The organism is Tardiphaga sp. 866_E4_N1_4, assembly GCF_052076075.1.
GTDB lineage: Bacteria > Pseudomonadota > Alphaproteobacteria > Rhizobiales > Xanthobacteraceae > Tardiphaga > Tardiphaga robiniae.
In genome coordinates this window covers 6,048,297-6,071,965 of the sequence record NZ_CP197242.1, presented here as the reverse complement: position 1 = coordinate 6,071,965, position 23,669 = coordinate 6,048,297, and the positions used below count along the sequence as shown (strand labels likewise).

Annotated in this window: 17 protein-coding genes; 4 read left to right on the top strand and 13 right to left on the bottom strand. The window is 59.5% G+C overall.

Annotated elements, in window-relative coordinates; translation table 11 throughout:
* Positions 1–287: 287 nt before the first annotated feature.
* From AB8B20_RS29165 to AB8B20_RS29145, 5 genes are all read right to left on the bottom strand, one after another.
* Complete coding sequence (locus tag AB8B20_RS29165; RefSeq protein WP_439070647.1) at positions 288–1,271, bottom strand: Bug family tripartite tricarboxylate transporter substrate binding protein; 984 nt, start codon at positions 1,269–1,271, stop codon at positions 288–290.
* Between the two features lie 158 nt (positions 1,272–1,429).
* On the bottom strand, positions 1,430–2,074 hold the full coding sequence (locus AB8B20_RS29160) for a glutathione S-transferase family protein (RefSeq protein ID WP_176454722.1): 645 nt from the start codon (positions 2,072–2,074) through the stop codon (positions 1,430–1,432).
* Positions 2,074–2,814, bottom strand: coding sequence for an SDR family NAD(P)-dependent oxidoreductase (locus tag AB8B20_RS29155; protein ID WP_089267535.1), 741 nt, complete (start codon positions 2,812–2,814; stop codon positions 2,074–2,076). Before AB8B20_RS29155 ends, AB8B20_RS29160 begins: the two co-directional genes overlap by 1 nt.
* A gap of 1 nt (position 2,815) precedes the next feature.
* Positions 2,816–4,024, bottom strand: a complete 1,209-nt coding sequence (locus AB8B20_RS29150) for a CaiB/BaiF CoA transferase family protein (protein ID WP_439070646.1) — start codon at positions 4,022–4,024, stop codon at positions 2,816–2,818.
* A 126-nt stretch (positions 4,025–4,150) separates the two neighbouring features.
* On the bottom strand, positions 4,151–5,017 hold the full coding sequence (locus AB8B20_RS29145; protein ID WP_176454723.1) for a helix-turn-helix domain-containing protein: 867 nt from the start codon (positions 5,015–5,017) through the stop codon (positions 4,151–4,153).
* A 293-nt stretch (positions 5,018–5,310) separates the two neighbouring features.
* On the opposite strand from AB8B20_RS29145, the gene AB8B20_RS29140 reads away from it, so the two are divergent.
* The 3 genes from AB8B20_RS29140 to AB8B20_RS29130 all read left to right on the top strand — a co-directional run bounded on the left by AB8B20_RS29140 (position 5,311) and on the right by AB8B20_RS29130 (position 11,244).
* Entirely contained in the window at positions 5,311–6,135 is an 825-nt protein-coding gene (locus AB8B20_RS29140; protein WP_439070645.1) for an enoyl-CoA hydratase-related protein, read from the top strand.
* Between the two features lie 526 nt (positions 6,136–6,661).
* Positions 6,662–7,822: an IS30 family transposase gene (locus AB8B20_RS29135; protein WP_439070644.1), complete on the top strand. Its 1,161-nt coding sequence runs from the start codon at positions 6,662–6,664 to the stop codon at positions 7,820–7,822.
* A gap of 227 nt (positions 7,823–8,049) precedes the next feature.
* Complete coding sequence (locus AB8B20_RS29130) at positions 8,050–11,244, top strand: ATP-binding protein (protein ID WP_439070643.1); 3,195 nt, start codon at positions 8,050–8,052, stop codon at positions 11,242–11,244.
* A 20-nt stretch (positions 11,245–11,264) separates the two neighbouring features.
* Here the strand turns inward: AB8B20_RS29130 and AB8B20_RS29125 are convergent, their stop codons facing one another.
* The 3 genes from AB8B20_RS29125 to AB8B20_RS29115 form a co-directional block, all read right to left on the bottom strand.
* The gene (locus tag AB8B20_RS29125) at positions 11,265–12,848 is read right to left on the bottom strand and encodes a Dyp-type peroxidase (protein WP_439070642.1); all 1,584 of its coding nucleotides are present in this window, start codon (positions 12,846–12,848) and stop codon (positions 11,265–11,267) included.
* 6 nt (positions 12,849–12,854) lie between these two features.
* Positions 12,855–14,462, bottom strand: a complete 1,608-nt coding sequence (locus tag AB8B20_RS29120) for a hypothetical protein (protein WP_439070641.1) — start codon at positions 14,460–14,462, stop codon at positions 12,855–12,857.
* 455 nt (positions 14,463–14,917) lie between these two features.
* Entirely contained in the window at positions 14,918–16,459 is a 1,542-nt protein-coding gene (locus AB8B20_RS29115) for a cytochrome P450 (RefSeq protein ID WP_439070640.1), read from the bottom strand.
* Between the two features lie 251 nt (positions 16,460–16,710).
* Between AB8B20_RS29115 and AB8B20_RS29110 the strand changes: the two genes are divergently transcribed.
* Positions 16,711–16,983 carry a hypothetical protein gene (locus AB8B20_RS29110; protein ID WP_147421613.1) on the top strand — a complete coding sequence of 91 codons (273 nt, stop codon included), beginning with the start codon at positions 16,711–16,713 and terminating at the stop codon, positions 16,981–16,983.
* 117 nt (positions 16,984–17,100) lie between these two features.
* Here the strand turns inward: AB8B20_RS29110 and AB8B20_RS29105 are convergent, their stop codons facing one another.
* The 5 genes from AB8B20_RS29105 to AB8B20_RS29085 form a co-directional block, all read right to left on the bottom strand.
* Entirely contained in the window at positions 17,101–17,238 is a 138-nt protein-coding gene (locus AB8B20_RS29105) for a hypothetical protein (RefSeq protein WP_176454725.1), read from the bottom strand.
* Positions 17,239–17,302: 64 nt separating this feature from the next.
* Positions 17,303–18,043 (bottom strand): Crp/Fnr family transcriptional regulator, encoded by a 741-nt coding sequence (locus AB8B20_RS29100; RefSeq protein WP_089267544.1) that lies wholly within the window; start codon positions 18,041–18,043, stop codon positions 17,303–17,305.
* A 510-nt stretch (positions 18,044–18,553) separates the two neighbouring features.
* A complete protein-coding gene (locus AB8B20_RS29095) occupies positions 18,554–19,201 on the bottom strand; it encodes a hypothetical protein (RefSeq protein ID WP_439070639.1) in 648 nt (215 codons plus the stop codon).
* A gap of 20 nt (positions 19,202–19,221) precedes the next feature.
* The gene (locus AB8B20_RS29090) at positions 19,222–20,475 is read right to left on the bottom strand and encodes an efflux RND transporter periplasmic adaptor subunit (protein ID WP_439070638.1); all 1,254 of its coding nucleotides are present in this window, start codon (positions 20,473–20,475) and stop codon (positions 19,222–19,224) included.
* Complete coding sequence (locus AB8B20_RS29085; protein WP_439070637.1) at positions 20,472–23,654, bottom strand: efflux RND transporter permease subunit; 3,183 nt, start codon at positions 23,652–23,654, stop codon at positions 20,472–20,474. Before AB8B20_RS29085 ends, AB8B20_RS29090 begins: the two co-directional genes overlap by 4 nt.
* Positions 23,655–23,669 lie beyond the last annotated feature (15 nt).

Below are 23,669 nucleotides of genomic sequence, written 5' to 3'. Positions count from 1 at the left end.
GCGCGATCCCACCGGCACCGATCACCGCGCCACGTGCTGCCGCGCGCGGCATGCACCGCCATTGGGATCGCAAACCATCAACGCTGTCGTGATCCGGCGCATCATATCCTCCCCTGGCTCGCCGCAATGATCGCGGCGGCGTGCAATCATTCGATCGCAATTATTAGTCCATAATCTTGATGATCAAGGTCAGTTCTTTTAAAGAACTTGTCAATCGCCAAATTGTCGCCGCGCAAGTGGAAGCTGACGCGACGCCGCCCGTCGATGAGACAGGGCTAGATCGGACGCTAGGTTTTCCGATCTGCGATTGCCTGCCTTGCAAGCTCGATCCAGACTGGCGCTTCCCGCGCATAGAGCTCGCGCGTCGCCTGCATCGACATCGGTCCTTCATCGATTCCAAACGTCTGGAACATCGTCCTGACCTTTTCGGTCTGCGCCGCCCGCATGATGAGATCCGACAGGCGTTCGACAATGGCCGTTGGCGTACCGGTGGGCACCGCGCAGCATTGATAGGTCAGCAGACCGAACAAGGGCGAATCCGCCCCCTGCTCGGCAAACGTCCTGACTTCCGGAAAGGTCGTGAGCCGCTTGCGCGGCACAGCGACGACTGCACCCGACCCGCTCTGCAGGACCGGCTGCGCGCCGACGATCGTACCGACACCGCCGTCGACCGTCTGTGCCAGCATATCGGTGAACATCGGTGCCTCACCACGGTAGTGGATCGGCTCGATGTTCAGGTCATATTGCTTGTTGAGCGCGAGGATCGTGAGGTGCGGAGGTGAGCCGACCCCGAACGTTCCGAGCGTCATGCGCCCCGTCGCGCGTGCATGACGAACGACGCCGTCGAGGTCGGTGATGCCCAGCTGCTTGCGCATGATGAGCGGCAGTCCACCCGTCGGCATCGCCGAAACCAGCTGAAAATCCTTATCCGTGTCGTAGGCAAGATCTTTGACCAGCACGCGGTTCACGGTCATCGCGCCAGACGTATTGAACAGGATGGTATAGCCGTCCGGCGCTGCCCGCTTGACCTCGGCCCCGGCAATCGAACCGAGCGCGCCGGTCTTGTTCTCGACGATCACTGGCACGCCGGTCTGGCTTCCGATGAACTCGGCATACATCCGCGCATAGACGTCGGTCTGTCCGCCCGGGGCGAAGCCGACGACGATCCTGATCGGTCGCTGCGGCCAGGTGTCCGCCGCCGATCGTGCGATCGACGGGACTGCAACGGTGGACGCCGTTGCGGCCAAGATAGACCGGCGCGTTATTTTCATTCTTCATCCTCCCTCTGATAGGCGTCGTCATTTTCCGTCCGCGTCATTGAGGCCTGTTCGGCTGCGGATCGTCGTCTTGAGACCGGCGCAATTTCGCTTACGCGCGGCCAGCGTCGCCGGTGTTACGGCTGCAACGCCGCCCGGTCTTGTCGGAGCGATCAGCCCGGCTTGTTGGCCGCCGAGGCATCCCGATAGGCGGGGCGATTCAGCACACGGTCGAGATAGGGCGTCGCGCTGTCGCAGATCGCTACCTGATAATCGATGGCCCAGGTCAGACACGTGGTCAGCAGGATGTCTGCGGTGGTGAACTGTTCACCCAGGAGATATTCCCGCCCGTCGGACAGCGCCGCATCGACGTGCTTCAACTGCTTCCTGAAATACTCCGCAGCCTGGGCGACAACGCCCGGTGCATCACCATAGATGTGAGACAGTCCCTTGATCTGCCCATGCCGCCTCATGACGTACAGGCTCGTGGAATCCAGCTCGGTGACGATGAAGAAACACCATTCGAGCCACTTCGCGTAAGTCTCGGAGTCTTTCGGAATGAGGGAGGCGGCCTGGTCGGGATAGGTCTTGGCTAGATAGGCGATGATCGCAGCGCTCTCGCCGATGACGAGCGTGTGGTCCTGCAACAGCGGCACCTTTTGCCGGGGATTGAGGGCCGTATATTCCGGCGTTTCGGTCTCCCCCGTCCGCGGCAGGATCGGCTTTCGGGTATAGGGAAGCTTCAATTCATGAAGCGCCCAGTGAGGTCGGATGGTCCGGCTGGTGCCAACGCCCCACAACACGAGTTCCGGGTTCATCACCATTTCTCCGCAGCCGGCCGAAGATCGAGCTCATGCGTCCATCCGTCTCGCTTCTGCGCATGGGCGAACCAATAGGCTTCCGCAATCGACGCCGTCGTGGTGAGGCTGTCGGGCTGACGGGCGGCAGGATCCAGGCCACGGCTCCTCATCCGCTCATGGATCGCCTCACTGTCGACGCCGGCATCGATCAGCAGGTGCACGACGTGGATGTTCTTCGGTCCGAGCTCTCGCGCCATGGCCTGCGCAACGGCCCGCAGACCGAATTTCGCTGCCGAGAAAGCGGCAAAGCCGCTGCCGCCGCGCATGCTGGCCGTCGCGCCGGTGAACAGCATCGTGCCGGCGCCGCGCGGCACCATATGCTTCGCTGCCTCACGTCCCACCAGGAAGCCGGCATAGCAGGCTAGTTCCCAGGCCTTGAAGAACAGCTTCCCGGTCGTTTCGAGGAGTGGCTTCTGCACATTGGATCCGGCATTGAACAGGCACACCGCGATGGGGCCCATCTCATCTTCCACCGTCTGGAACAGCCGCTGCACCTCCTCCTCGTTTCGGGCGTCGATCGATCTGGCGTGGACATCGTGGCCCTGCGCGCGCAGCTCCTCGACCAGGCCCGCAGACTTTTCAGCATCGCGCCGCGCGATACAGATCGCGTATCCCCCCTGTGCAAATCGCCGCGCGACGGCCGCACCAATTGCATCCCCCGCTCCCACCAGGAGCGCCACCTGCTTCTTGTCAGTCATGTCAACGTCCCTCGCCTTCAATTCGGACGACCTTCGACAGGATCATCTCGGTGATTGCCGCATCGTCGAATCCAAGATCTCGCAGGATCTCCCGACTATGCTCGCCAATGCGTGGTGCCGGCCCGCCGATGGCCGCCGGGCGCTCTTCGAACCGGGCCGCCGGTTTCGGCTGACGGACGCGGCCGACGGACGGCTGCTCCAACTCTTGGATGATGCCGCGCGCCACCACCTGCTCGTTGGCGACGATCTCGCTACGGCGCAGCACCGGTGCACATGGCACGTCCGCGGCGTCCAGCCTGGCAAGCCATTCGGCCGTGGTCCGGGTGGCGATGTATTCCTGCATCTTGTTGATGCGCGCGGTGGCATTGACCGAGCGCCCCGCAGGCGTCGCGAACCTCTCGTCCTTGACGAGCTCAGGGTCGTCGGTGGCGCGGCAGAAGCCCTGCCACTCGGAATCCGAGATCGTGCCTGCGGTGATATAGCCGTCCACGGTCTTGAAGATCAGATCGGGGCGATCATTAGGATCCGGCGACGAGGCCTCCGCGCCGACGACGGTGTGTTGCATCATGCCTTCAGGCCACAGGAACGACAGCATGGCGTCCAGCATCGCGACCCGAATGTGATCGCCGCGTCCAGTCTTCTCGCGCGCATAGAGCGCCGAGGACACGGCCTGTGCCGTCAGCACAGCCGTCGTCTTGTCTGCGACGATGGTCCGTATCATCTGAGGTCGGTTGGTGCCGGCCTGCGACTGGATGTCGGCGAAACCCGACAGCCCCTGGACGATCGGATCGTAGACGCGTTTCTTGGCGTATGGCCCGGTTTCACCGACCCCGCTGATCGATACGTAGATGAGGCGCGGAAATTGGGCCCGGAGTTCGTCGGCTCCCAACCCAAGACGCTCCATCGTCCCCGGGCGAAAGTTCTGCACGAGGACATCGGACTGGGCGACGAGCTTCTTGACGATCCGCGCACCGGCTTCGCTTTTGATATCGAGCGAGATCGAGCGCTTGCCTCGGTTCGACGAGATGAACAGCGCCGAGAACTGCCCGGCCTTGTCGATGGCGGCCCGGCTGCGGCGCGTGATGTCACCGCCCAGCGGCTCGATCTTGATGACCTCAGCGCCCTGGTCCGCCAAGAACATGGTTGCAAATGGACCCGACACGACGCTGGTCAGATCAAGTACGCGAACTCCCAAAAGAGGCCCTGGCATGCGTTCCGTTCCCACTGCATTCGGCGCACGACGCACCGTTGAGTGGATCTGTTAGAAGAACGCGGGCGACCAGGCTTGCCAGATAGTGCCGGATCTACGTGAAAGCGACATTGCTTTCCGACTTTGCTAATGCCGCACCGCGGCGCGAAAGCCCGACGGACAAAGACCAGTGTGCTGTTTGAATTTCGTCGTGAAATGTTGCGAATGGCTGAAGCCAACTGCAAGGCCAACTTCCGTCAGCGAACACTTCTCACTAATAAGAAGGTATTTGGCGCGCTCAATGCGCCGACCGATGACATACTGATGCGGGGTATCGCCGGTACTTTCGGAAAATGCCCTAATGAAATGTCGAGTGCTCAATCCGACCAGCGAAGCCATCTCCATCAATCCGATCGACCGACCGAGGTTTTCCTCGACGAACTCGGAGATCCTTTTAAGATTGCAGTGGGTGAGACCGCCTCGGTTGCCAAGCGGCGTCTTGGTGCCGCTCATCCGCTTTAGAACAGCGAGTGTCTGGGTTGCCCACCCCTCTGCCATCATCGCATAGACATCGTCGTCATGATGCGGCTCGCTGCACAGTTCTTCCAGTCCGAAGGCGATTGCCGGGTTATCGAAGCCCAGTCTCGGCGCTGCCGCAAAGCTCGGAAGTCGTTCCGATATGAACGTCTGGTCGAAGAACACGACTGTATAATCCGACCTTGCCGATGTGACGGTGAATTCGCCATCGATCTCCAAGCCAGCCGGATAGACGGCCAAGTTGCCGGCAAGTTGCTGGTCGAACGACTTACCATCCATCTTGCCGCGCAGCTTCCGCGCACCCCTCCTATAGAAGAAGAGCGCTAGTTCTGGCTGCTTGAAATGCCATTGAACCTGCTTCGACACGTCCCTGCGGAAGCTTTCAATCCGGATTACGGGCGTGCGGACGACGGTGTTAGACAGCACGCGACCGCCGACGATCCTGATGAATTCTCCATTCTCGGATACATTGCTCATGCGACTATCTCCCCTGCGCGTCGATGCACAACTCGCTCGGCAACCGCAACGCCTGGATGGCTCGAGATGAGGATGCTGTTTCCACGCGACCGGGCACAACATCGCTCCGTCGGAAGTCCATCGGACTTCACGGACAGACCGCGCATCTATTTCCTCCCGACGGACATTCAGCTGACCGTCTTTGACAATCGGCTCAAGCGGAGACGATCCTGCCTTGCAGCCTCTTGCTCGAAGACTATAGTTCTATTTTAGAACTGTCAATTTTCAAACAGTGCACGACGGGGAGACTCTTCATGACGACCTTGACGCCGGTTTCGGTCGAAACGGGAACGGACGAATTGCTTTGTCATATCGACCGTCGGGTCGCCGTGATCACGCTCAATCGCCCGGCGGCCCGCAATGCGCTGTCGGACAAACTCACACCCGCCCTGCGCCGGATGATCGCATACTGCTCGACCGACAATGGCGTACGCGCGGTGCTGATCACCGGCGCCGGCGAGGCTTTCTGCGCGGGTGGCGATGTGAAAGGCATGGGCGACCGCAGCAGCACAGACGAACTAACCTTTGGTCAGAAAGTAACGCGTCTGATCGAACGTCAACGCACTTTGACCGGCGCGCTCTTCGAGATGCGGAAGCCGACGGTCGCGGCCCTTCCCGGTGCGGCTGCAGGCGCAGGCCTCTCGCTCGCATTGGCCTGCGATATCCGCATCGCAGCTGAGCAAGCATTCGTCAGTACGACCTATGCCAGAATCGGGCTGAGCGGCGACTACGGCATCGCCTGGCTACTCACGCGAACGGTGGGAGCCGCCCGCGCAAGAGAACTGATGTTGTTGTCCGACAGAGTCGATGCACAACGCTGCGAAACTATGGGATTATTCAATCGGATCGTAGCGGCCGACAGGCTTGCCGAGGAAGCGTTCATGATCGCGTTGAAATTGGCGAATGGACCCACGAAGGCCTACAGCGCCATGAAAGACAACCTGGACGAGGTGCAAAACGTCGGCTTTACCGCATCGCTAGACAGGGAGGCCGAGCGGCTGGTCCGCTCCGCGCAGACCGAGGAGCATCGCGAAGCCGTCAGAGCGTTCGTCGAGAAGCGTCCAGCGGTGTTTCGGTGAGCGCAGATGGCAGACAATACGCGTTGCCTGAGATGCCGTTACCAGATGTCTTTAGATCGACACTGCAAATACGACGACGGGGTCGAGGTGAGAGTCTACCTATGCAAGATCTGCACGTATATTCACGTCGAGACCGCAAAACTCGACGACGCTCATAACTGGCACGGCGTGCACTACGTCATTTGACGCCGACCACTTTTCGTTCACCTGTTCACCGCTCTTCCACATCTAACTGTACACCACCGTGAGTTCGACACTGATACCGAGGATGTGCGACGATGTAGACCTACACCAGAACCGCGACCGACGTCGCGAGCAATGAAGTATGGGTCCAGCTTACAATCGCCAAGAATTAATCGCACGGCAGCCTATCGCTAATTGAAACCAACGTGTTGATGCTGTGCGGCCATCCGAGCGGCAACGATGCTACGAGGGAGATTTCGTGGGTCAACGATGTCCGCATTGCGCGGCGGGCTCAATTGGTCAGCGCAACACTCTAATCTTATGGGAAAGATGGAGTGCAGGCATGAAACAGCGACGTCGCATCTATTACTCGGCAGCCCAGCGATCTTTGATCTGGGATCGTTGGCAGGCAGGCGAGCCGATGAGTTCGATTGGGCGTCGGTTTGAACGGGATTCTTCATCGGTTTTCTCGGTTATATCTCCGTCCGGAGGCATCCGTCCGCCAGATCGGCGTCGCGCCGAACGGGCTCTTAGCCTTACTGAGCGAGAGGAGATCTCCCGATGGCTCAGCATGCGCCGCTCCTTGCGATCGATAGCGCGTCATCTGGGACGATCTGCGTCGACGATCAGCCGTGAGGTTCAACGCAATGGCGGAACGGATCGCTACCGTGCTGCGCAGTCTGATCACAGCGCGTGGGATCGGGCCCGTCGCCCCAAGCTTTGCAAGCTGGCTTGCCGTCCTTTCCTGAGACGGACAGTATCGAGACTACTGCAGAGACAATGGTCGCCGGAGCAGATCGCCGGCTGGCTGAAGCGCACACACCCGGCGGAGCCTGAAAAGCAGGTGTCACACGAGACGATTTATCGCAGCCTATTCATTCAGGCGCGCGGCGTGTTGAAAAAGGAGCTTCTCGAGCACCTGAGGGCGAAACGCACGGTTCGTCGTTCTAGGCACGCGAGCATGAAACGGACCGGACTCGGCCAGATCAAGAACGCCGTATCCATCAGCGAACGACCGCCGTCTGTTGAAGATCGTGCGGTCCCAGGCCATTGGGAAGGCGATCTGATCGGCGGATCGAGAAATAGCTACATCGCAACGCTGGTTGAACGCCATTCGCGCTACGTGATGCTGATCAAGGTTGCGAACAAGAACACCGAAAGCGTCGTCTCTGCGCTGATCAAGCAGTCACGGCGATTGCCTGGCGAACTCTACCGGTCCCTGACCTGGGATAGAGGCAAGGAGCTCGCCGACCATCAGCGACTGGCATTGGCCACCGACGTCGACATCTACTTTTGTGACCCTCGCTCCCCATGGCAGCGCGGATCAAACGAGAACACCAACAGATTACTGCGCCCATATCTGCCGCGCGGCACCGATCTGTCCTTACACAGTCAAGCCAAGCTTAGCGCCATCGCAAGACAGCTCAATGAGCGGCCGCGAAAAACCTTGCTCTATCAGACGCCAGCTGAGAAGTTCGCCGAGTGTGTTGCAGCGATCGGTTGAACTCGCCGCCGATTGCTGTCACTCATATGTTCGTCGACGCTTGCAGCATGGCGCGCCTATTGCACTGTCCCCATCCAAATCGGGCGAACCGTCCGATTTGGTACTAGGCGCAACTGGCCGACGCTTTCCAGATCACACCGCGCTCACCCTGGCCTGAGACATAGCTCCCGACATTGCCATGATCGCGCAATTGGATAGATTGCTTGCTCCGCCGGAAAGGGTGAAAGGTGGCATCCAAAGAAGGGCACAACCTATTGGACGATTCCGCGAACCAATGCGCGTATTGCGGGTTCACGATGCAATTGGATGCACGCTTTTGCGGTGGCTGCGGGCGGCCAAGGGCTGCTCCAACTGCGCTTGGCGTTCATGCACTCTCATTCCTGCAATCGCAAATCCCGCCAGAACTCGCTGAGCGTATCATGCGGTCCGGCACATCCATGCTGGGCGAGCGCAAACGTGTCACCGTCCTGTTTGCCGATATCCAGCGGTCGACCGAACTCATCGACCAGTTGGACCCAGAAGAAGCGCTGGAAGTTATTGGCCCAGTGCTCAAGCGGCTGATGGACGCCGTGCATGAGCACGATGGGTTGGTCAATCAAACGCGCGGTGACGGCATTATGGCGCTCTTCGGCGCCCCCATTGCGAGCGAAGACCACGCCGTCCAGGCCTGCCGCGCAGCACTGGCTGCGAGAAATGCGATCATCGAATTCAATCGTCTGCATCAGCGCTCGATCAGTATCAGAATTGGCCTGAATTCTGGACAGGTCATCATTCATTCGATCGGCAACAATCTGGCGATGAACTATGACGCCGTTGGAAAAACGGTTCACCTCGCCGCCCGAATGGAAGCGCTTGCCTCCCCTGGCTCGATCAAATTGTCGTCCGACACCTTCCAACTCGCGAAGGGCTTCATCAGCGCATTGCAGCTCGGGCCCGAACAAGCCAAAGGGGTCGCCGAGCCGGTGGAGACCTATGAACTGGTGTCGATGCGGCCGCGCACCCGCTGGCAGGCCCGCTCATCCGGCGGCCTCAGTCCGCTGATCGGACGTCGGACAGAATTAGATTTCCTCAAGAAACTGCTGGATAACGCCGCTGCGGGACACGGACGCGCGGTGACCATTGTCGGCCCTGCCGGGATCGGCAAATCGCGTCTGGTCCATGAGTTCATCGCCAGCGTTCCAGAAGAATGGCTCGTCCTGCAGACGACCTGCGCTTCTCAACGCGCGAACTCCAGCTACTATCCCGTCAGCACGTTGATACGTGAGCTCTTCGGCGTACGCGCCGAGGATAGCCCCGCCTCAGCTGCCAGCCGGACCAGCACCCGTATTGCCCGCCTCGATCCAAATCTGCCCCCACATCTTCCGGCCATCCTCTCGCTCCTGGATCTCAACAGCGAGGACGAAGACTGGAAAAAGCTTGAGCCATCCGAAAGACGCAACAAGGTCATCGACGCCATGAAGACGCTCGTCTTCTCGCAGGAACGGCTGACGCCCTTGCTCATCCTGATCGAGGACATCCACTGGGTCGACGCCGAAACCCAGCTCATTCTGAACAGCATCATGGGGATGCTCGATAACGCCCGGGTCCTCGTGGTCGTCACGCAACGCCCGGAACGCATCTGGTCAGGCCGAGCGGTCGAACGCCTTGACATCGCGCCGCTCAGCGAACCGGACGGTGATCAACTGCTTGTATCGCTGTTGGGCGATGACGGAAGTCTGGGCTACATCAGACGACGTGTCCTCGCGAAAGCGCAAGGCAATCCACTCTTCGTGGAGGAACTGGCCCAGGCACTCAAAGATACGAAGGTGCTAGTCGGCGATCCGGGCCGCTACAAAGTCAGCGATGGATCGTCTAATATCAAAATCCCCGAGACCATTCATTCCGTTCTGGCATCGCGTATCGACCTACTCGATCAAGCGACGAAATCGCTTTTGCAAATGTCCGCCGTGATCGGCAAAGACATCTCATTGATCCTGCTGTCCGGCATGGTTGGAACTGATCCCGACGAACTGGCTCCTCGTCTTCTGGCGCTGGAGTCGGGGGATTTTCTCAGAATGGCCACTGCCTCCGGCACCGTCGAATATTCGTTCAAACATGAGCTCACGAGAGAAGTGGCCTACGGCATGATGCTACTCAGCGTCCGTCGCTATCTCCACGCCAAGGCGATCGAAATTATCGAGCTTCGATTCGCCGACCGTCTCGACGAGTATATCGACCGACTTGCCGACCACGCGTTTCTCGCTGAGCTATGGCAAAAGGCAGTTCCGTATCAGCTGCGGAGCTGCCGTCGAGCAATCAAGCGTGGTGCCAATCAGGATGCGATCGCCATTTACGAGCGTGGCCGCGAAACGCTGGCGCATTGGCCGCCGTCATCGAAGAAAACCATCTCTGAAATAGATCTGCATCTGACGGTTATTACGGCGCTCGAACCAATCGGCATGCATCAACGTATTGCCGATGTCTTGCGTGAGGCGCGCCGGCTGGCCGAAGAATCCCGGGAACCATGGCGGATTGCGGCGGTGAATTGTCAGTTGACAGTCGCACTCTGGAGACTTGGCTATCACGTCGAAGCCATGACCGCTGCCCAAACGGCACAGTCGATCGCAGAGAAGATCGGCCAACCCGTCCTAACCTTTGCCGCTCTCCACAATGTGGGCATCATCCACCATGAAACCGGCGACTTCACGCAATCGCTTGCGTATCACGAAAAATGTCTCGCGATCGAAACGCCAGAGATCGACGAGAAGCGCGCTGGATGGGCCGCGCTTCCCAGCGTGATGCTTCGGACTTTCATGGCCGATTCACTGATCGATCTCGGTGACTTCTCTCGCGCAGAGGCTCTTGCAAAAGAGGCAAGGCTGTTGGCGGTGGCGGCGAACCACTCGTATTCACGCGCCAACATTAATCATGTTTTTGGTCGGCTCCGGATCGCGCAAGGGCGCCCTGTCGAAGCGCTCGCGCTGCTGAATGAGAGCTGGCAGACATGCCTCGATCTTGAGATGAAACAGATGTACCCGGTCTTCGCGTCCCGGATGGGCGAAGCCTATCTCGCATTGGGCGATGTCGAATCTGCGCTCAACATCCTCGCAGTGCCTGAAAAGCTGGATATTCCGCTCGCTGAACACGCATTCGGCTGGCGCTTTCTGTTCATCGCTCAAGGTCGTGCTTTCCTTGCCGCCGGTCGCAGCAAGGAAGCCAAAGCCGTAGCTGAAAGAGCGCTAGCACTGGCGGAAGAGCGCGGAGAATTGCCGCAGCAAGTCTACGCCAAGAAGCTTCTGGGCGACATTGCCCATATTCTCGATACGAGCAACACGACCACCGCAGAACGATACTATCGCGAAGCGCTCGGTCTCGCCGAACAGTGCTCCATGCAGCCTTACACGACGCTCTGCAACGATGCGCTTGCCACCTTGGTTGCCTGAATCAGACCCTGGCTGCGAGCTCAATCGGCCAGGGTGCGGATGGCATTGATACCCGGCAGGAAAAAGTACGCCCCACCGCGCACCGTGACAAAGGGGCGAGGTTTTTCGATATGGAGATTGAACGGTCTCTGCTGAATGACGAGTTCATCTCCGTCATGGGCAACATGGCTAATCGGATCGGTCCCGACGGGCAGTCCTCCGAACTGAGGATTGTTCAGCCACGAATGCTGGATCATCTCGAACTGACCGGCGATATCGGCGTTCAACGCGATAAACGCCGTCCCGCGCCGAGAACCCTTGCCGGTTGTCTCGTCCTGCTCGCCGCGCCTGGCTCCATACGGCCGGCCGCGCCTGATAATGCGATGCATCTTGGACAGCTTCAGTGCGACATCCGGGTCGGAGCCAATGGCATCGCGCGGATTGGCACGGCGAATATGCGCGCCAATCGGACAGGCCATCCCTGACCCGTCTTCGTAGGCGTAAAGAAAATCATTGCGTTCGGGTGCCGACGGTGAATCGGCGCCGGCACGCACCAGCGGCGCACCGTTGCGGTACCGGCCGATCAGCCGTGCCGCAACCTCCTCTGTCGCCTCGACATCGGCTTTGCCATGCATTCGGATAGCGAGGCTGGCAACAAATTTCTCGAAGGCGTCCACGTCCTGCTCCAGTTGCCGGAACACCAGATAGGTTCCGTTACGCAGCAGATCGCGCAGATTGGAGCCGGGCTTCACGGATTGGCTGCTGATGCGCTCCCGACGTTCATTGCGATAGCCGAGCACAAATTCGCCTGGCTTGACCAGGGAGATGCGGCGGTCTTTTGCGCTCAGGACCTTGTCTCCTTCGCCACTGCCCGCGGGGGTGTGACCTGACTTGGCTTTTTTCTCGTTCTTGGCGTTTTCCTCGCTCCGGATCGCCAGGGGCGACCCCTCGATGATCGGCTGCGAGATGCCGTCGACGAAGCCGAAATGCTCCTTGGCATCGTCATAGAGGCGGCCATGGACGATGACGGGCCGGCCGTTGCCTTGGTCACCAGTCACAACAACGTCAGCAGCGCCGTTCATCGCGTGCAGCTCTGCCTGGACAAGGGCCTGCAAAACATGTTCTTCGGATGCATAAAGCAACAGCATGCCGTGCACCTCGGCGGACGGCCCCCATCCGCCCCACTCCCATCGGCGTGGTGAGCTTTCTCCCGCGTCACCGAGAAGGCCGGAGCGTCGGGGCATCCGTCTGCCAGACGTCGGCTTCGGCGCCATGCCTTCGAGAAATTCCACGGAGAAGTCCGACAGCCGATGCTCGTCGAGATCCAGTTCCTGGAGGCCGCTGGCAGTGATGGCCAGATTGATCGCCGTCCGATCGCCAACACGCATGGCCTTAAGTGCCCGGATGTTCGTCGGCGGTAACTGCAGATCCGTCGCGCCGTCATCTTCCCCCTCAATCTTGTCCGCGCGCATCAATCGCTCGGCCAGATCGCGCAGCCAGCGCTTGGCAGCATCCCGCTGGCCTGGAAGAAAGTGCCAGGCTACATAGGCGGAGTACGGCAATTGCGGATAGCCGCTTAACAACAGCCCCTGCACATCATGCCATTCGATTTTTTCCGTGTTCATGGTTTTTCAAAGACGTTGGAGGAATCGATCGATAGCCGGCGAACTCAACGGAGCGAACAGATCTTGTCTGGTATCGGTGTTCGCATTGATGCCGACAACACCGAGCATAGGATAGGCGCCGTACCAGACGATGGTTTCCACCTGGCTCTGCCGCACATAGGCCTTGAACGGCCTCGCATCCTGCGCGCCTTGCCAGAACAGAAAACGCGTGGGCGGAAAACCGTAGCGTTTCCCTGCCGCGTTCACGAACGTATTGGTCCAGATCGCATTCAGCCCCTTCACGGCGGCCAGATCGATGAACTCGTTGAGGTAGCTCTCCCAGGCACCGCCGAAATTGTCGAGAAATAGCAGACGCCGGCCACCATCGATCAGCACCCAGCGCGCCGAGAGGATGGTTGGGATGCCGCCAAGCTCACCCTTGTTGAACCAGAATTTCGCGAGAACATTGACGGCGAACAGGACCAGTCGAAGGATCCAGTATCGAAGGACACCCGGCTTTACACAGGTGATGCTGGCTAGATGATTCTGGTACCGGTTAATTCCGGCTTCCTCGCGCGCATATTTGCGCGCGTTGTCGCGAGCCCGGATCAAAAGACCTGCGGGATGTTCAAACGTCGTCCTGTCGCGATACTCGAGTGCCCCAATCACGCACAGAGCCAGCAGTCCGACGAGATAGCCGGCCATCACGCCGCTCCATCCCAACAGAACCATCAGAAGCCAGCCGTAAGTGAGCGATCTGGCCATTCCAGCCACGTTGCTGATGACCGTTTCCGGCAGCAGCGCTGCAACGAGCAGGACGCCGACCGAGACCAGAAGGAACATGGCGAACTGGATGACATCCAATGCCATACGCCGCAGATTCTCGCGCGTCTTGCTGAGAGGCTGAAGCTCGACCATCAACTGCAGCGATGTCGTGCAATACCAGCCGACGAGCAACAGCCCCCCAATACAGACAAGCTGGAACATGACCACCAGCACCGCACCCAGCGACATCAGGATTCCACTCGGACCATCCACCAATATCCCGGCCCATGTCGGTGATCTGTCAACGCCGGAGATGACCGCGAGCGTGACAACACCGATGAGCACACCGAGCAGCGCGTATCGTGTAACGACCGCCAATTGCAGCGGAAAGCGCCAGAACAGATGCTGGTCGCGGGTATTTTTGCTCGCACTCCGGAGAAGAAGTTCTGCCGCCCGGACCACCAGCCACATCACGCTCAATAGCATCAAGCCGGTCAGCGTTGCCGGCTGTATGAATTCGGTGAGCTGTGAGACCCACGGCAATGCCGATACCTTTGTATCGAGATGCTGCGTTGCGTGACCGACCGTCTCAAGCCATAGCGGCAACACCGCGTAGAGCGCTGATGGTCGATAGCCCAAAGCCCAGCACACGAGTGCGCCCAGAGCGCATGCCAGCAGCGCAACGACGATACCAGCCGCAACGGCGATCTGGGTTCGAAGCGTCATCTGCCATGGCAATTGCGCCGGCTGCTCTGCCCAGCGATTGTCGGCACTGCCGCGAATGCACTCTCGTGTCACGAGATCGAGCAACCCAGCCGGGCGACCGGGCAAGATCGCATCGACGAGAAATCGCGCCGAAAGAAACGACACGATTCCCTTCCGAACGCTGTTCTCGCCTTTGACCTGCACCACCGTGCGGCCGGGACTGCCACTAAAGAAGGTATTCGCACCGACGTCATGGCGCTCCCAATACTCCCGGACCAGATTTGGGGTCGTTGTTCCTGACAAGGGATAGCCGACACACCGGCGGTAGACCTCGTCGAAACCAATTGGTGCATACTTTAACAGCTCATCCAGAAAACCCGCTCTCGGGCCATCGAACGTTGCCTCGAATACGAGACAAGGCCCGCCCCCGTCGGCAGCGTCCAGGATGACAAAACTACAAAAATGCAGACCTGCAATCTTGTCGAATGGAAACAATGGGCAGCACTCAAGAAACGCTGCCTCACCGCCAAACTGCGGGTCGGCATTGTCGCGAAGATAGCCCCTGCACCATTCCACTTTGGACGGTTCGATCGGCGTGATGATCGTTGTGAAATTCGGATTCAATGGACGGGTTCCGATCCATTCGCATTGAACGTCACGCGCAGCGAGCGAGGTGCTGGCCCGTCGTAGCCGACCTGACCGCCCTGTCCGGGCGCGCGCGCCAGACCCGGCAGGCGCATCAGCGCGCGCACTATCTCCAGCATGACCACGTCAGCAATGTATTTGCCGAAACAGTGGCGCGGCCCGAAACCGAAATGAAAGTAACTCTCGATGGGACGATCGCGAAATGTGAGCGGGTCTGGAAATGCTTCGGAATCGAACATGGCCGCCAGCGGCGGTGCCAAGACAAGCGTCCCGGCAGGCACCCGCCGGGCCCGCGGGGTGCCGTTGGCGATGATCGTATCACGCGGGCATGTTCGCACCAGCAAAGGCAGCATCGGACGAAACCGCATGGCTTCATAGATGCAGCCACGTAACGCCTCCCGCGCCGCTGCGAGCTGGCCATTCGGCGCATCAGCCGTGATCGATGTCTGATCGTGGTGGATCGCACGCTCGAGTGCGGCGGACAGCTCCTGGGCATGCGGCAGCGCCCCGGTCTGCTCCAGCAGTTGATCCACGGCATGGGTGACACCGCGGGTGATAGTGGCTCCACCTGTCGCGACCAGCCCGGTCAGATAGCAGCGAATCCACTCTTCATCGAACCAGGCAGGATTGCCCGACTGACCATGGCGGCGCTGCAATCGTGCCAGCAGGCTGTGAGCGGGAATGGATGGGTGCGATGCAGCGGCAATTGTGGGGCCGCCGGATCCAAGCTGCTGCGTCAGTTGACAGGTCAGATCTGCGATATCGGCGCGAGACCGGCTCCACGGAAGCGAACCAACTGGCGGGTTGACCATAATGATGCCGGCCAGATTCCGCATGACGCCTGCCATCCGCTGCCGGTCTCCATTCAGTGGAGGGACGCCAAAGTATTCGGCCAGGACGGCAACCATCACCGGCTCCGCCAGATCGGCGACAACGTCGATCTGGCCCGAGTCCTTCAATGCCTCGATGCAGGACTGGCAATTCTCGGAAGCGATCGTCCGGATGAGCCGGGCATCAGTCTTCTCGACCACGCTCTGCAGCATTTCCCTCTCGCGGGCATGCTGCTCTCGCCCATCGACCGTCATCAGAAACGGTCCCCAGGGCATTCCGGGCTCGATGGTGTCGCCCAGTTCAAAGTCGTCGAAGCGTTCGAGCACCTCGCGTACATCGCTGGCCTTTGTCGCCACAAGGACGCTGCCGACGATCGCGATGGGCCGCACGACGCGCAGCACCGCGAAGACCGCCTTGAACAACCGAAGATGGGAGAGCACGTGGCAGGACAGCCGATATTTGACGAGCTCGCCCCACATACGCAGGCGTCGTCCGAAGCGATCCACAGCGCTGGCGCCACCTGGATCGAGTCCATTGGGATCAGTCAGCTTCGAGCCGGATGTGCCGGTTGCCGACTGATCCGGCGTATCGTCGCCGACCACCTGATCCCGGAATAGGTTCAATGAATGTTGATCCTGGCCGTCTGCCGGCAGCACCAGATCCTTGGTCTCGCGAATCCCATGCATCGGTGCGCCTATTCGGCTCGGGTTGGAGTGCTCAGCATTAGAACAAGAGCGTTTGTAGTTGTAGAACTATCTATATTCCATCGAAGATAGCTCGCCAAAACTAGGATTGTTATCATAATTGCAAGCCGCAATAACCAGCCGCTGGCCAGCGCCATCATGGCCGACACGTTAGCTGCCGCATTTCCCCGCGTCAGTGAACTAGATCACAGACAGCCGTCCATTCATTCGCATAGTAGCCTTATGGAGGCCAAATGCGACCAACGACAACACAACAACTTGCCATCGAAGCCATGCTCAACAGTCTGCTGGGGCCGCGTGTTTACGACCGCTTGTGCTTGGGTATGAAAGTCGGAGGAATGGATGAGGACGTCCTCTACGTCTTTGTCTCCAATGAAGCCTGCGCAGCGGAGATCGAAGCGGTTCACACGGATGATTTTGCCCTGGCCGCCGAGCACGTGCTGAATCAGCCCGTCCGCTGCGTGAACGTCATCCCATACGATTTCTCGGATCTATCGAGCCCATAGCGGACGCCCCTCACCTTTCACCTTTAAGGGGAACCAACCCTTCGCGTTAGCGAGCTCACTGTCGCCACACGCAGACGAGCCGCCCATTCGGGATGGGGGCTCCCACCGATCTGGCGTCTAGAAGCTCTTTATCGGGTTGCCGAGCAGCACCGTGACAGCCAACACTACAACGACGCCATAGAGGATAAACACCCCGAGTGTGAGGCGCCGGTAAATGCGGCGATAGGTTTGCTCCAATTCGTCGACGGATGCCATGCCGAATACCTCCTGATACCCGGCCACTAATGGGCCAAACACCAACGAAGTCATGTGAACCACATCACACCTTGAGCGGCCGCCCCGACGCATCAAGGGTTGCAGGCTCGGCTTCGGCAACAGCCGCTAGCGCCTTCGGCTTGAGGATGGCGATGCTGCCGGGCTCAAGGCGGATCCACCCTTTCAAGGACCAGGCACGAAGTTGCTTGTTGATGCTTTCTCTAGTCACTCCGACCATCTCGCCGATCTCTTGTTGAGTGACGATAAACGGACGGCCGACGTCGGAAGGCTCGTGCTTCGAGGCCAAACCGATCAGCAGGTTCGCTAGCCGCGCAGGCAGGTCCTGCAGAATGACATGCTCGACCTGTTCACTCGTCCAGCGCAGACGGGCGCAAAGCAAGTGAATGAACTTCATGGCCAGCATCGGTTGGGATTCGATAAATGGAAAGAAGTCTCGCCGGTCGATCACGATAAGCTCGCAATTGGTGTGAGCAATCGCATCGGCCGTTCGCGCAAGCCCGTCGAGCAACGCGATCTCCCCGAATACCTCACCTTTCGTCACAAGATTGAGGATGGCGCTGCGTCCCTCAGATGAGGCGACGCTCATCTTGACGGCGCCGCTCACCACGACGAAGAGACTATTGCCGGGATCTCCTCTCACAAAGACGGTCGCGCCGCGTTTGAACTTTCGGAAGCTCACATACTGGCATAGTTGATCCAATGCCTTAGCGTCGAGATCAATGAAAAATGGATGACTGCGTAATATCGACAATCGGGGGTTGATCTGAGAAACGCCTCGCGCCATCACAAGTGCTGCTCCATCCCAGAAAAACTCAAAACAAGGCTAGGCACACTGGTATTGTGAAACGAAGCCCCCTCTCAAGAGTCATAGTCTGCCATGAAGACTTTAAGAAGTAACGCAGGATTTTATGGCGAGCGATGGAAGAAAACGACGAGGATTTTTGCACTGACGCCAATGACTTCTTTGCGCCGAGAAGCTGCTATTCGAAGTCAGCCGGCGAACTGTATAAAAAATGTCTGTTTCTTATGCAGCAGTTCAGTTTACGTCAAAGGTCGCCACCGAATGGACAGGCTAGGAAAGGCCACTTTCACCTGCTTCGCGCTATCTCGCGTCTTGAACCACACTAAGCATGCCTGCTTTGCGGCAGGAGAAGCCATCGGCATAGTTTGGCACGTGGCCGGGCGCCGCTGCCGTTTCGTCTTCGATCTAACGAGACAACACGAAAGCGAGAAACGCGATCCAACAACGCTTCCAGACTGTCGATATCGTTGCGAAATCGCATCCTAATATATCTCAGCAGCCCGAAAGCGCGGTTACCCCTGGCGTCGCCGTGGCACCCGTGGCATTGGCAGCCGCCATCATGCCGGGAGCGGCAAGGTCCATCGAGACGGTCTCGTTGCAGGCCGTCGCGTTCGGTGTAGGCATCGTCGCCGACGGCGCGATACTGGTGTCGCCGAGGATGGCAGTCGGCGCCTCAAGCGTGCCGGGTAGGACGCTGGAAATCAGCGGAGTCGTGAGCGGCAACGATGAGGGGTCGCTTGGGCTGGTATTCCCGTTCAGAACACAGCTGCTGGAGTCCAGCGGGCTACCAACCGGCGCGGTCGGCGTGGCCGTACCGGTCGCGCTACCGAGGTTCGTCGTCGAGATCGTTCCCAGGGCCGCAACGGGTGTCAATGCACTTGGCGCTGTGGTTGGCGCGCAATTGATAACGGTGCCCGGCGTTGTTGGGTCCGACGCCAGCGGCACCGGAGCCAAGCTGGTATCTGCCGCCCCCGGAAGCGTCGCCGCGGAGAACGGACTCGGGCCGTTGAGCGGCGAGGAAACCATCGTACCAGGAGTGGTCGGAAGCCCCATCGACGTCGAGCCCATGGTCGAGACCTGCGCCAGAACCGCGTCGCAGCCTAACAGCGATAGGATCAAAACGCCCAGCAGTCGCACCATGGCTACGTTTCCTTTCTTGCTCACGCCGCCTGCTTGTGGGCCTTCACCTTCTGACCTTCGGCCAGATTCACCATGGGATTCAGGACCACCTGGTCGCCGGCCTTGATGCCATTGCGTACTTCGACGGAGGTGCCGAAGTCGCGCGCGATGGTGATCTTGTGCATATGGACGATGCCATTCTCCACAACGGCCACTTGCGTGCCATCGGCGTTGAAGATCACAGCATCTGCGGGCACGATAAAAGCAGACGTCTTGCGAGGAACATGCAGATTCACGGTGCAATAGACGCCCGGGCTGAGCGCCCCGTCCGGGTTGGGGATGTCGACTTCGGTCAACAACGTCCGGCTGCCGGGCTGCAACGCAGAAGCGATCCGCGTGACCGTGCCGTCAAACACCTGATTGGGAATTTCCGGGACTTGGACGCTCGCTTTCACGCCGGGAGTCACACCGAACGCCGCGTCCTGCGGCACGAATAGCTGAACGCGGATGACATTGCTGTGCATCAGCGTATACATAAACGTGGATCCGGACTGAACTAGGCTGCCGTTATCGATATTGCGCTGGGTGATGACGCCGTCAAACGGCGCGGTCACGCGCTGATAGGCCTTCTCCTGCGTGAGTATTCGAATTTGCGCCTCTTGCGCGGCGATGTTGGACTGCGCGACTCCGACCGCCGCCTGCTGGGCTGCCAGCGTCAGCCGGTCGTTGTCGCCCTGCTGCAGCGTCAGCCAGCCCTGTTTCACGAGCCTGCTGTCACGGCCGTTGGTGGCGTCCGCCAGATCGCGGCTGGCCTGGGTCTGCTGCAACGCAGCCTGGTTCTGTTTCAGCGTGGCCTGAGCCTGAGTGATCTGGTGATCGAGTTCCGGCGCGGTGATCTCGGCCAAAAGGTCGCCAGCCTTGACCCGATCGCCAATGTCTACATAGCGTTTTTCAACATAGCCGCTGGTTCGCGCAAAGATATTCGCCGCTTCGAACGCCGTGGTGGTGGCCGGCAGTGAGATGTCGTTGCTGCCGGTGCTGTCGCTGATAACCGCGATCTTAACGTCCGGGACCAGATCGCGGAGTTCCTTTGCTGCGTCCGCAACGGCCTGCTGCGCCTGCTCATGCCGCCAGAAGCCGAAGCTGAGACCACTGCCGAGTAACAACAGAACCGCCAGAACCAGCATCAGTCGGGCCTTGGAACGAGGCCGCACCGGCGGCGGATCCGCCTGCCGATTTACCACGGATGGCTCTTCTTGCGTCCGCGCCTCATGCAACCTCTGAATCCCGGTCATGAACTTGCCTCCTCAAAGACGCCGTGTTGCGGCTGGCCGTCGACGCGTTTACGCAACAGCGAAAACAAATACGGCACGATCAAAAGCGTGGTCGGCGTCGCAAACAGTAATCCGCCGATCACCGCACGGGCGAGCGCTGCATTCTGTTCCTCCCCGGCACTGCCGATCGCCATCGGAATCATGCCGACGATCATCGCCGCCGCGGTCATCAGCACCGGCCGGATCCGGGTGTGGCCAGCGCTGATTGCGGCCTCGAACGCAGAATGGCCTGCGAGTTGCTGCTCGCGCGCGAAGGTAACCAACAGGATCGAATTCGCCGACGCGACGCCGACCGCCATGATCGCGCCCATCATCGACGGCACGTTCAGGGTGGTACCTGTGATGAACAGCATGGTGACGATGCCGGCCAGGGTCGCCGGCAACGCCAACATTACGACGAAGGGATCGCTGAAGTTCTGGTAGTTCACCACCATCAGGAGGTAGACGAACACAGCCGCGAACAGCAAACCGATACCGAGGTTGACGAAGGCATCGTTCATGCTCTGGATCTGCCCCAGTACGACAATGCTGTTTCCGGGCTTCATCTCCTTCTGCAAATCGGCCGTTACCTTGTTGATGTCGGCGGCGATCGCCCCGAGATCGCGGCCCTGTGCGCTGGCATAGACGTCGTAAACCGGCTGCACGTTGGCCTGGTTCAGGTTGGTGGGCAGCGGCTCGCGCTTGAAGGTCGCGACGTTGCTGAGCATTCCCGGCACCGGCTGGCCGCCGACGGTCAGCGTGCTCGACACCGGCGTATTCCCGTAGGCGTTGAGCGAATTGACTCGGTATTCGGGTGTCTGCACGGCGAGATAATAGGGAATGCCAGATGTCGGATCGGTCCAGAAGTTCGGCGACACCTGCGACGAGGAACTCAGGCTGACATTGATATTCGTCGCAATCGTACTGGCATTGAGTCCCAGCTGCGCCGCGCGGGTACGGTCGATCTCGGTATAAAATGACGGCGCGTCAGTTTCCTGCTGAAGATGCGCATCGACAATGCCGGGGATCGCCGCGATGCGCTCCCGCAGCTTCTGCGCGATAGCAAGGTCACCAGGATCGTAGCCTACGGTTCGGACGTCGATCTGCGCCGGCAGCCCGAAATTCAAAATCTGCGTTACGATATCGGCAGCCTGGAAGTAGAACACATCGTCGGGGAATGCCGCAGGCAGCACCTCGCGCAGCTTGCGAACGTAGTCAGCGGTCGGCTTGTGACCTTCTTTGAGCTCCACCTGGATAATGCCGTCATTGACACCGATGGTTGAGCCGTCGGTAAAGGCAAGATTATAGGGTCGGGCAGGCAGGCCAATATTGTCGACGATCAGACTGCGCTCGCTCACCGGAACGATCTGGCGGATCTTGTCCTCTACCTGCTGAAAGATTTTTTCGGTGGCGTCGATCCGCGTGCCGGCGGGGGCACGAACGTGGAGCTGGATCTCGCCGCCGTCGATCAACGGGAAGAAATCGCGGCCGACCGAGACCAGCATGACGCCGCCGAGACCGATGATCAGCACTGCAGCCACCGGCACGGCGACGCGGTTCTTGAGCAACTGGGTCAGCAGCGCGACGTAGCCAGTACGCATCCGCTCGAAGCCGCGCTCGAACGCACCCGACAGCCGCGCAAACAGCCCCTTCGGATGACCATCGTCCGGGCCGTACTTTTCGTACCGCAGCAGCAACCCGATAGTAATCGGGGTGAGCGTCCGCGACAGGCCGTAGGATGCCAGCATGGCGAATACGACCGCCAGGCCAAGCGGCGTGAACAGATATTTCGCGGGGCCATCGAGGAACACTACCGAGGTGAAGACGCAACTTATAGCCAGCGTCGAGACCAGCGTCGGGATCGCGATGCCGGCTGCGCCATGCAGGGTCGCGTCCGGCAGCGTCATGTGCTCCTCGGTCAGTAGCCGATGCGTATTCTCGATCGTCACCGTGGAATCATCGACCAGAATGCCGACCGCGAGCGCAAGGCCGCCGAGCGTCATCGTGTTGAGCGTCTCGCCGAGGAAATATAACACCACGAGCGACGACAAGATCGCCAGCGGGATCGAGATCATCACCACAAGTGTTGAACGCCACGATCCCAGGAAGAGCAGGATCATCAGCGCCGTCAGGCCGGCGGCGATCGCGCCTTCGTGCAGCACGCCCGTCACCGATGACTTGACGAATACAGACTGATCGAACAATTCGTTGATTTTTAACCCGGCAGGCGCTGCTGCCCGCGCCTGTTTAAGCACGTCCTTGACTGCGTTGACCACGGTCAGCGTCGAGGCGTTGCCGTTTTTGATGATACTCAACAGCACCGAACGCCGGCCGTCCTGGCGCACGATATTTTGCTGCACTGCCGACGCGTCGCGAACCTGGGCAACGTCCTTCAGAAAGATCGTCGCGCCGTTGACAAACTTGACCGGGATCATGTTGAGGTCAGCGATGCTTGCGGGCGTCGCGTTTGTACGCATCGTATACTGCTTGTCACCGATCTTGGCGGTTCCGGTCGGCAGCGTCAGGTTCTGAGTATTGACCGCGTTGACGACATCGAGCGGCGTCAGTCCGCGCGACAGTAGCTTGTCAGGGTCGAGATCAACCATAATCTGGCGATACTTGCCGCCAGCCGGGGTAGGTAGCGTCACGCCATGCACCGGCGCCAGCTGTTGCCGGACTCTGTAGATGCCGAAATCATACAATTGCTGTTCGTTGAGCGTATCGGAGTTGAGGCTGAGCTGCAGCACCGGAACGCTGGAGGCATTGAACTGCACCACGATTGGCGGCTGGATGCCAGGCGGCATCAGCGCACGGATCGCATTTGTAGCCGAAACGATCTGCGAAATTGCGAGGTCGAGATTGACGTCGGGTTGGAAGTAGATCTTCTGAATCGAGAGCCCGTTCAGAGTTTGTGCTTCGATATTCTTGATGCCGTTGACGTTCGCGCTGATGGAGTACTGACTGTAAGTCGAGACCCGATCTTCCATCTCAGGTGTCGAGAGACCCGTATAGCTCCAGATCACCGTTACGACGGGAATTCGGATCTCTGGAAAGATGTCGGTCGGCATCGAGCGGATGGCAACGCCGCCGAGAAACAGAATCAGCACCGCCACCACGTAGTAGGTATACGGAAATCTCAGTGCAAACCGCACGATGCCCATTGCTCGCTCCAAGAT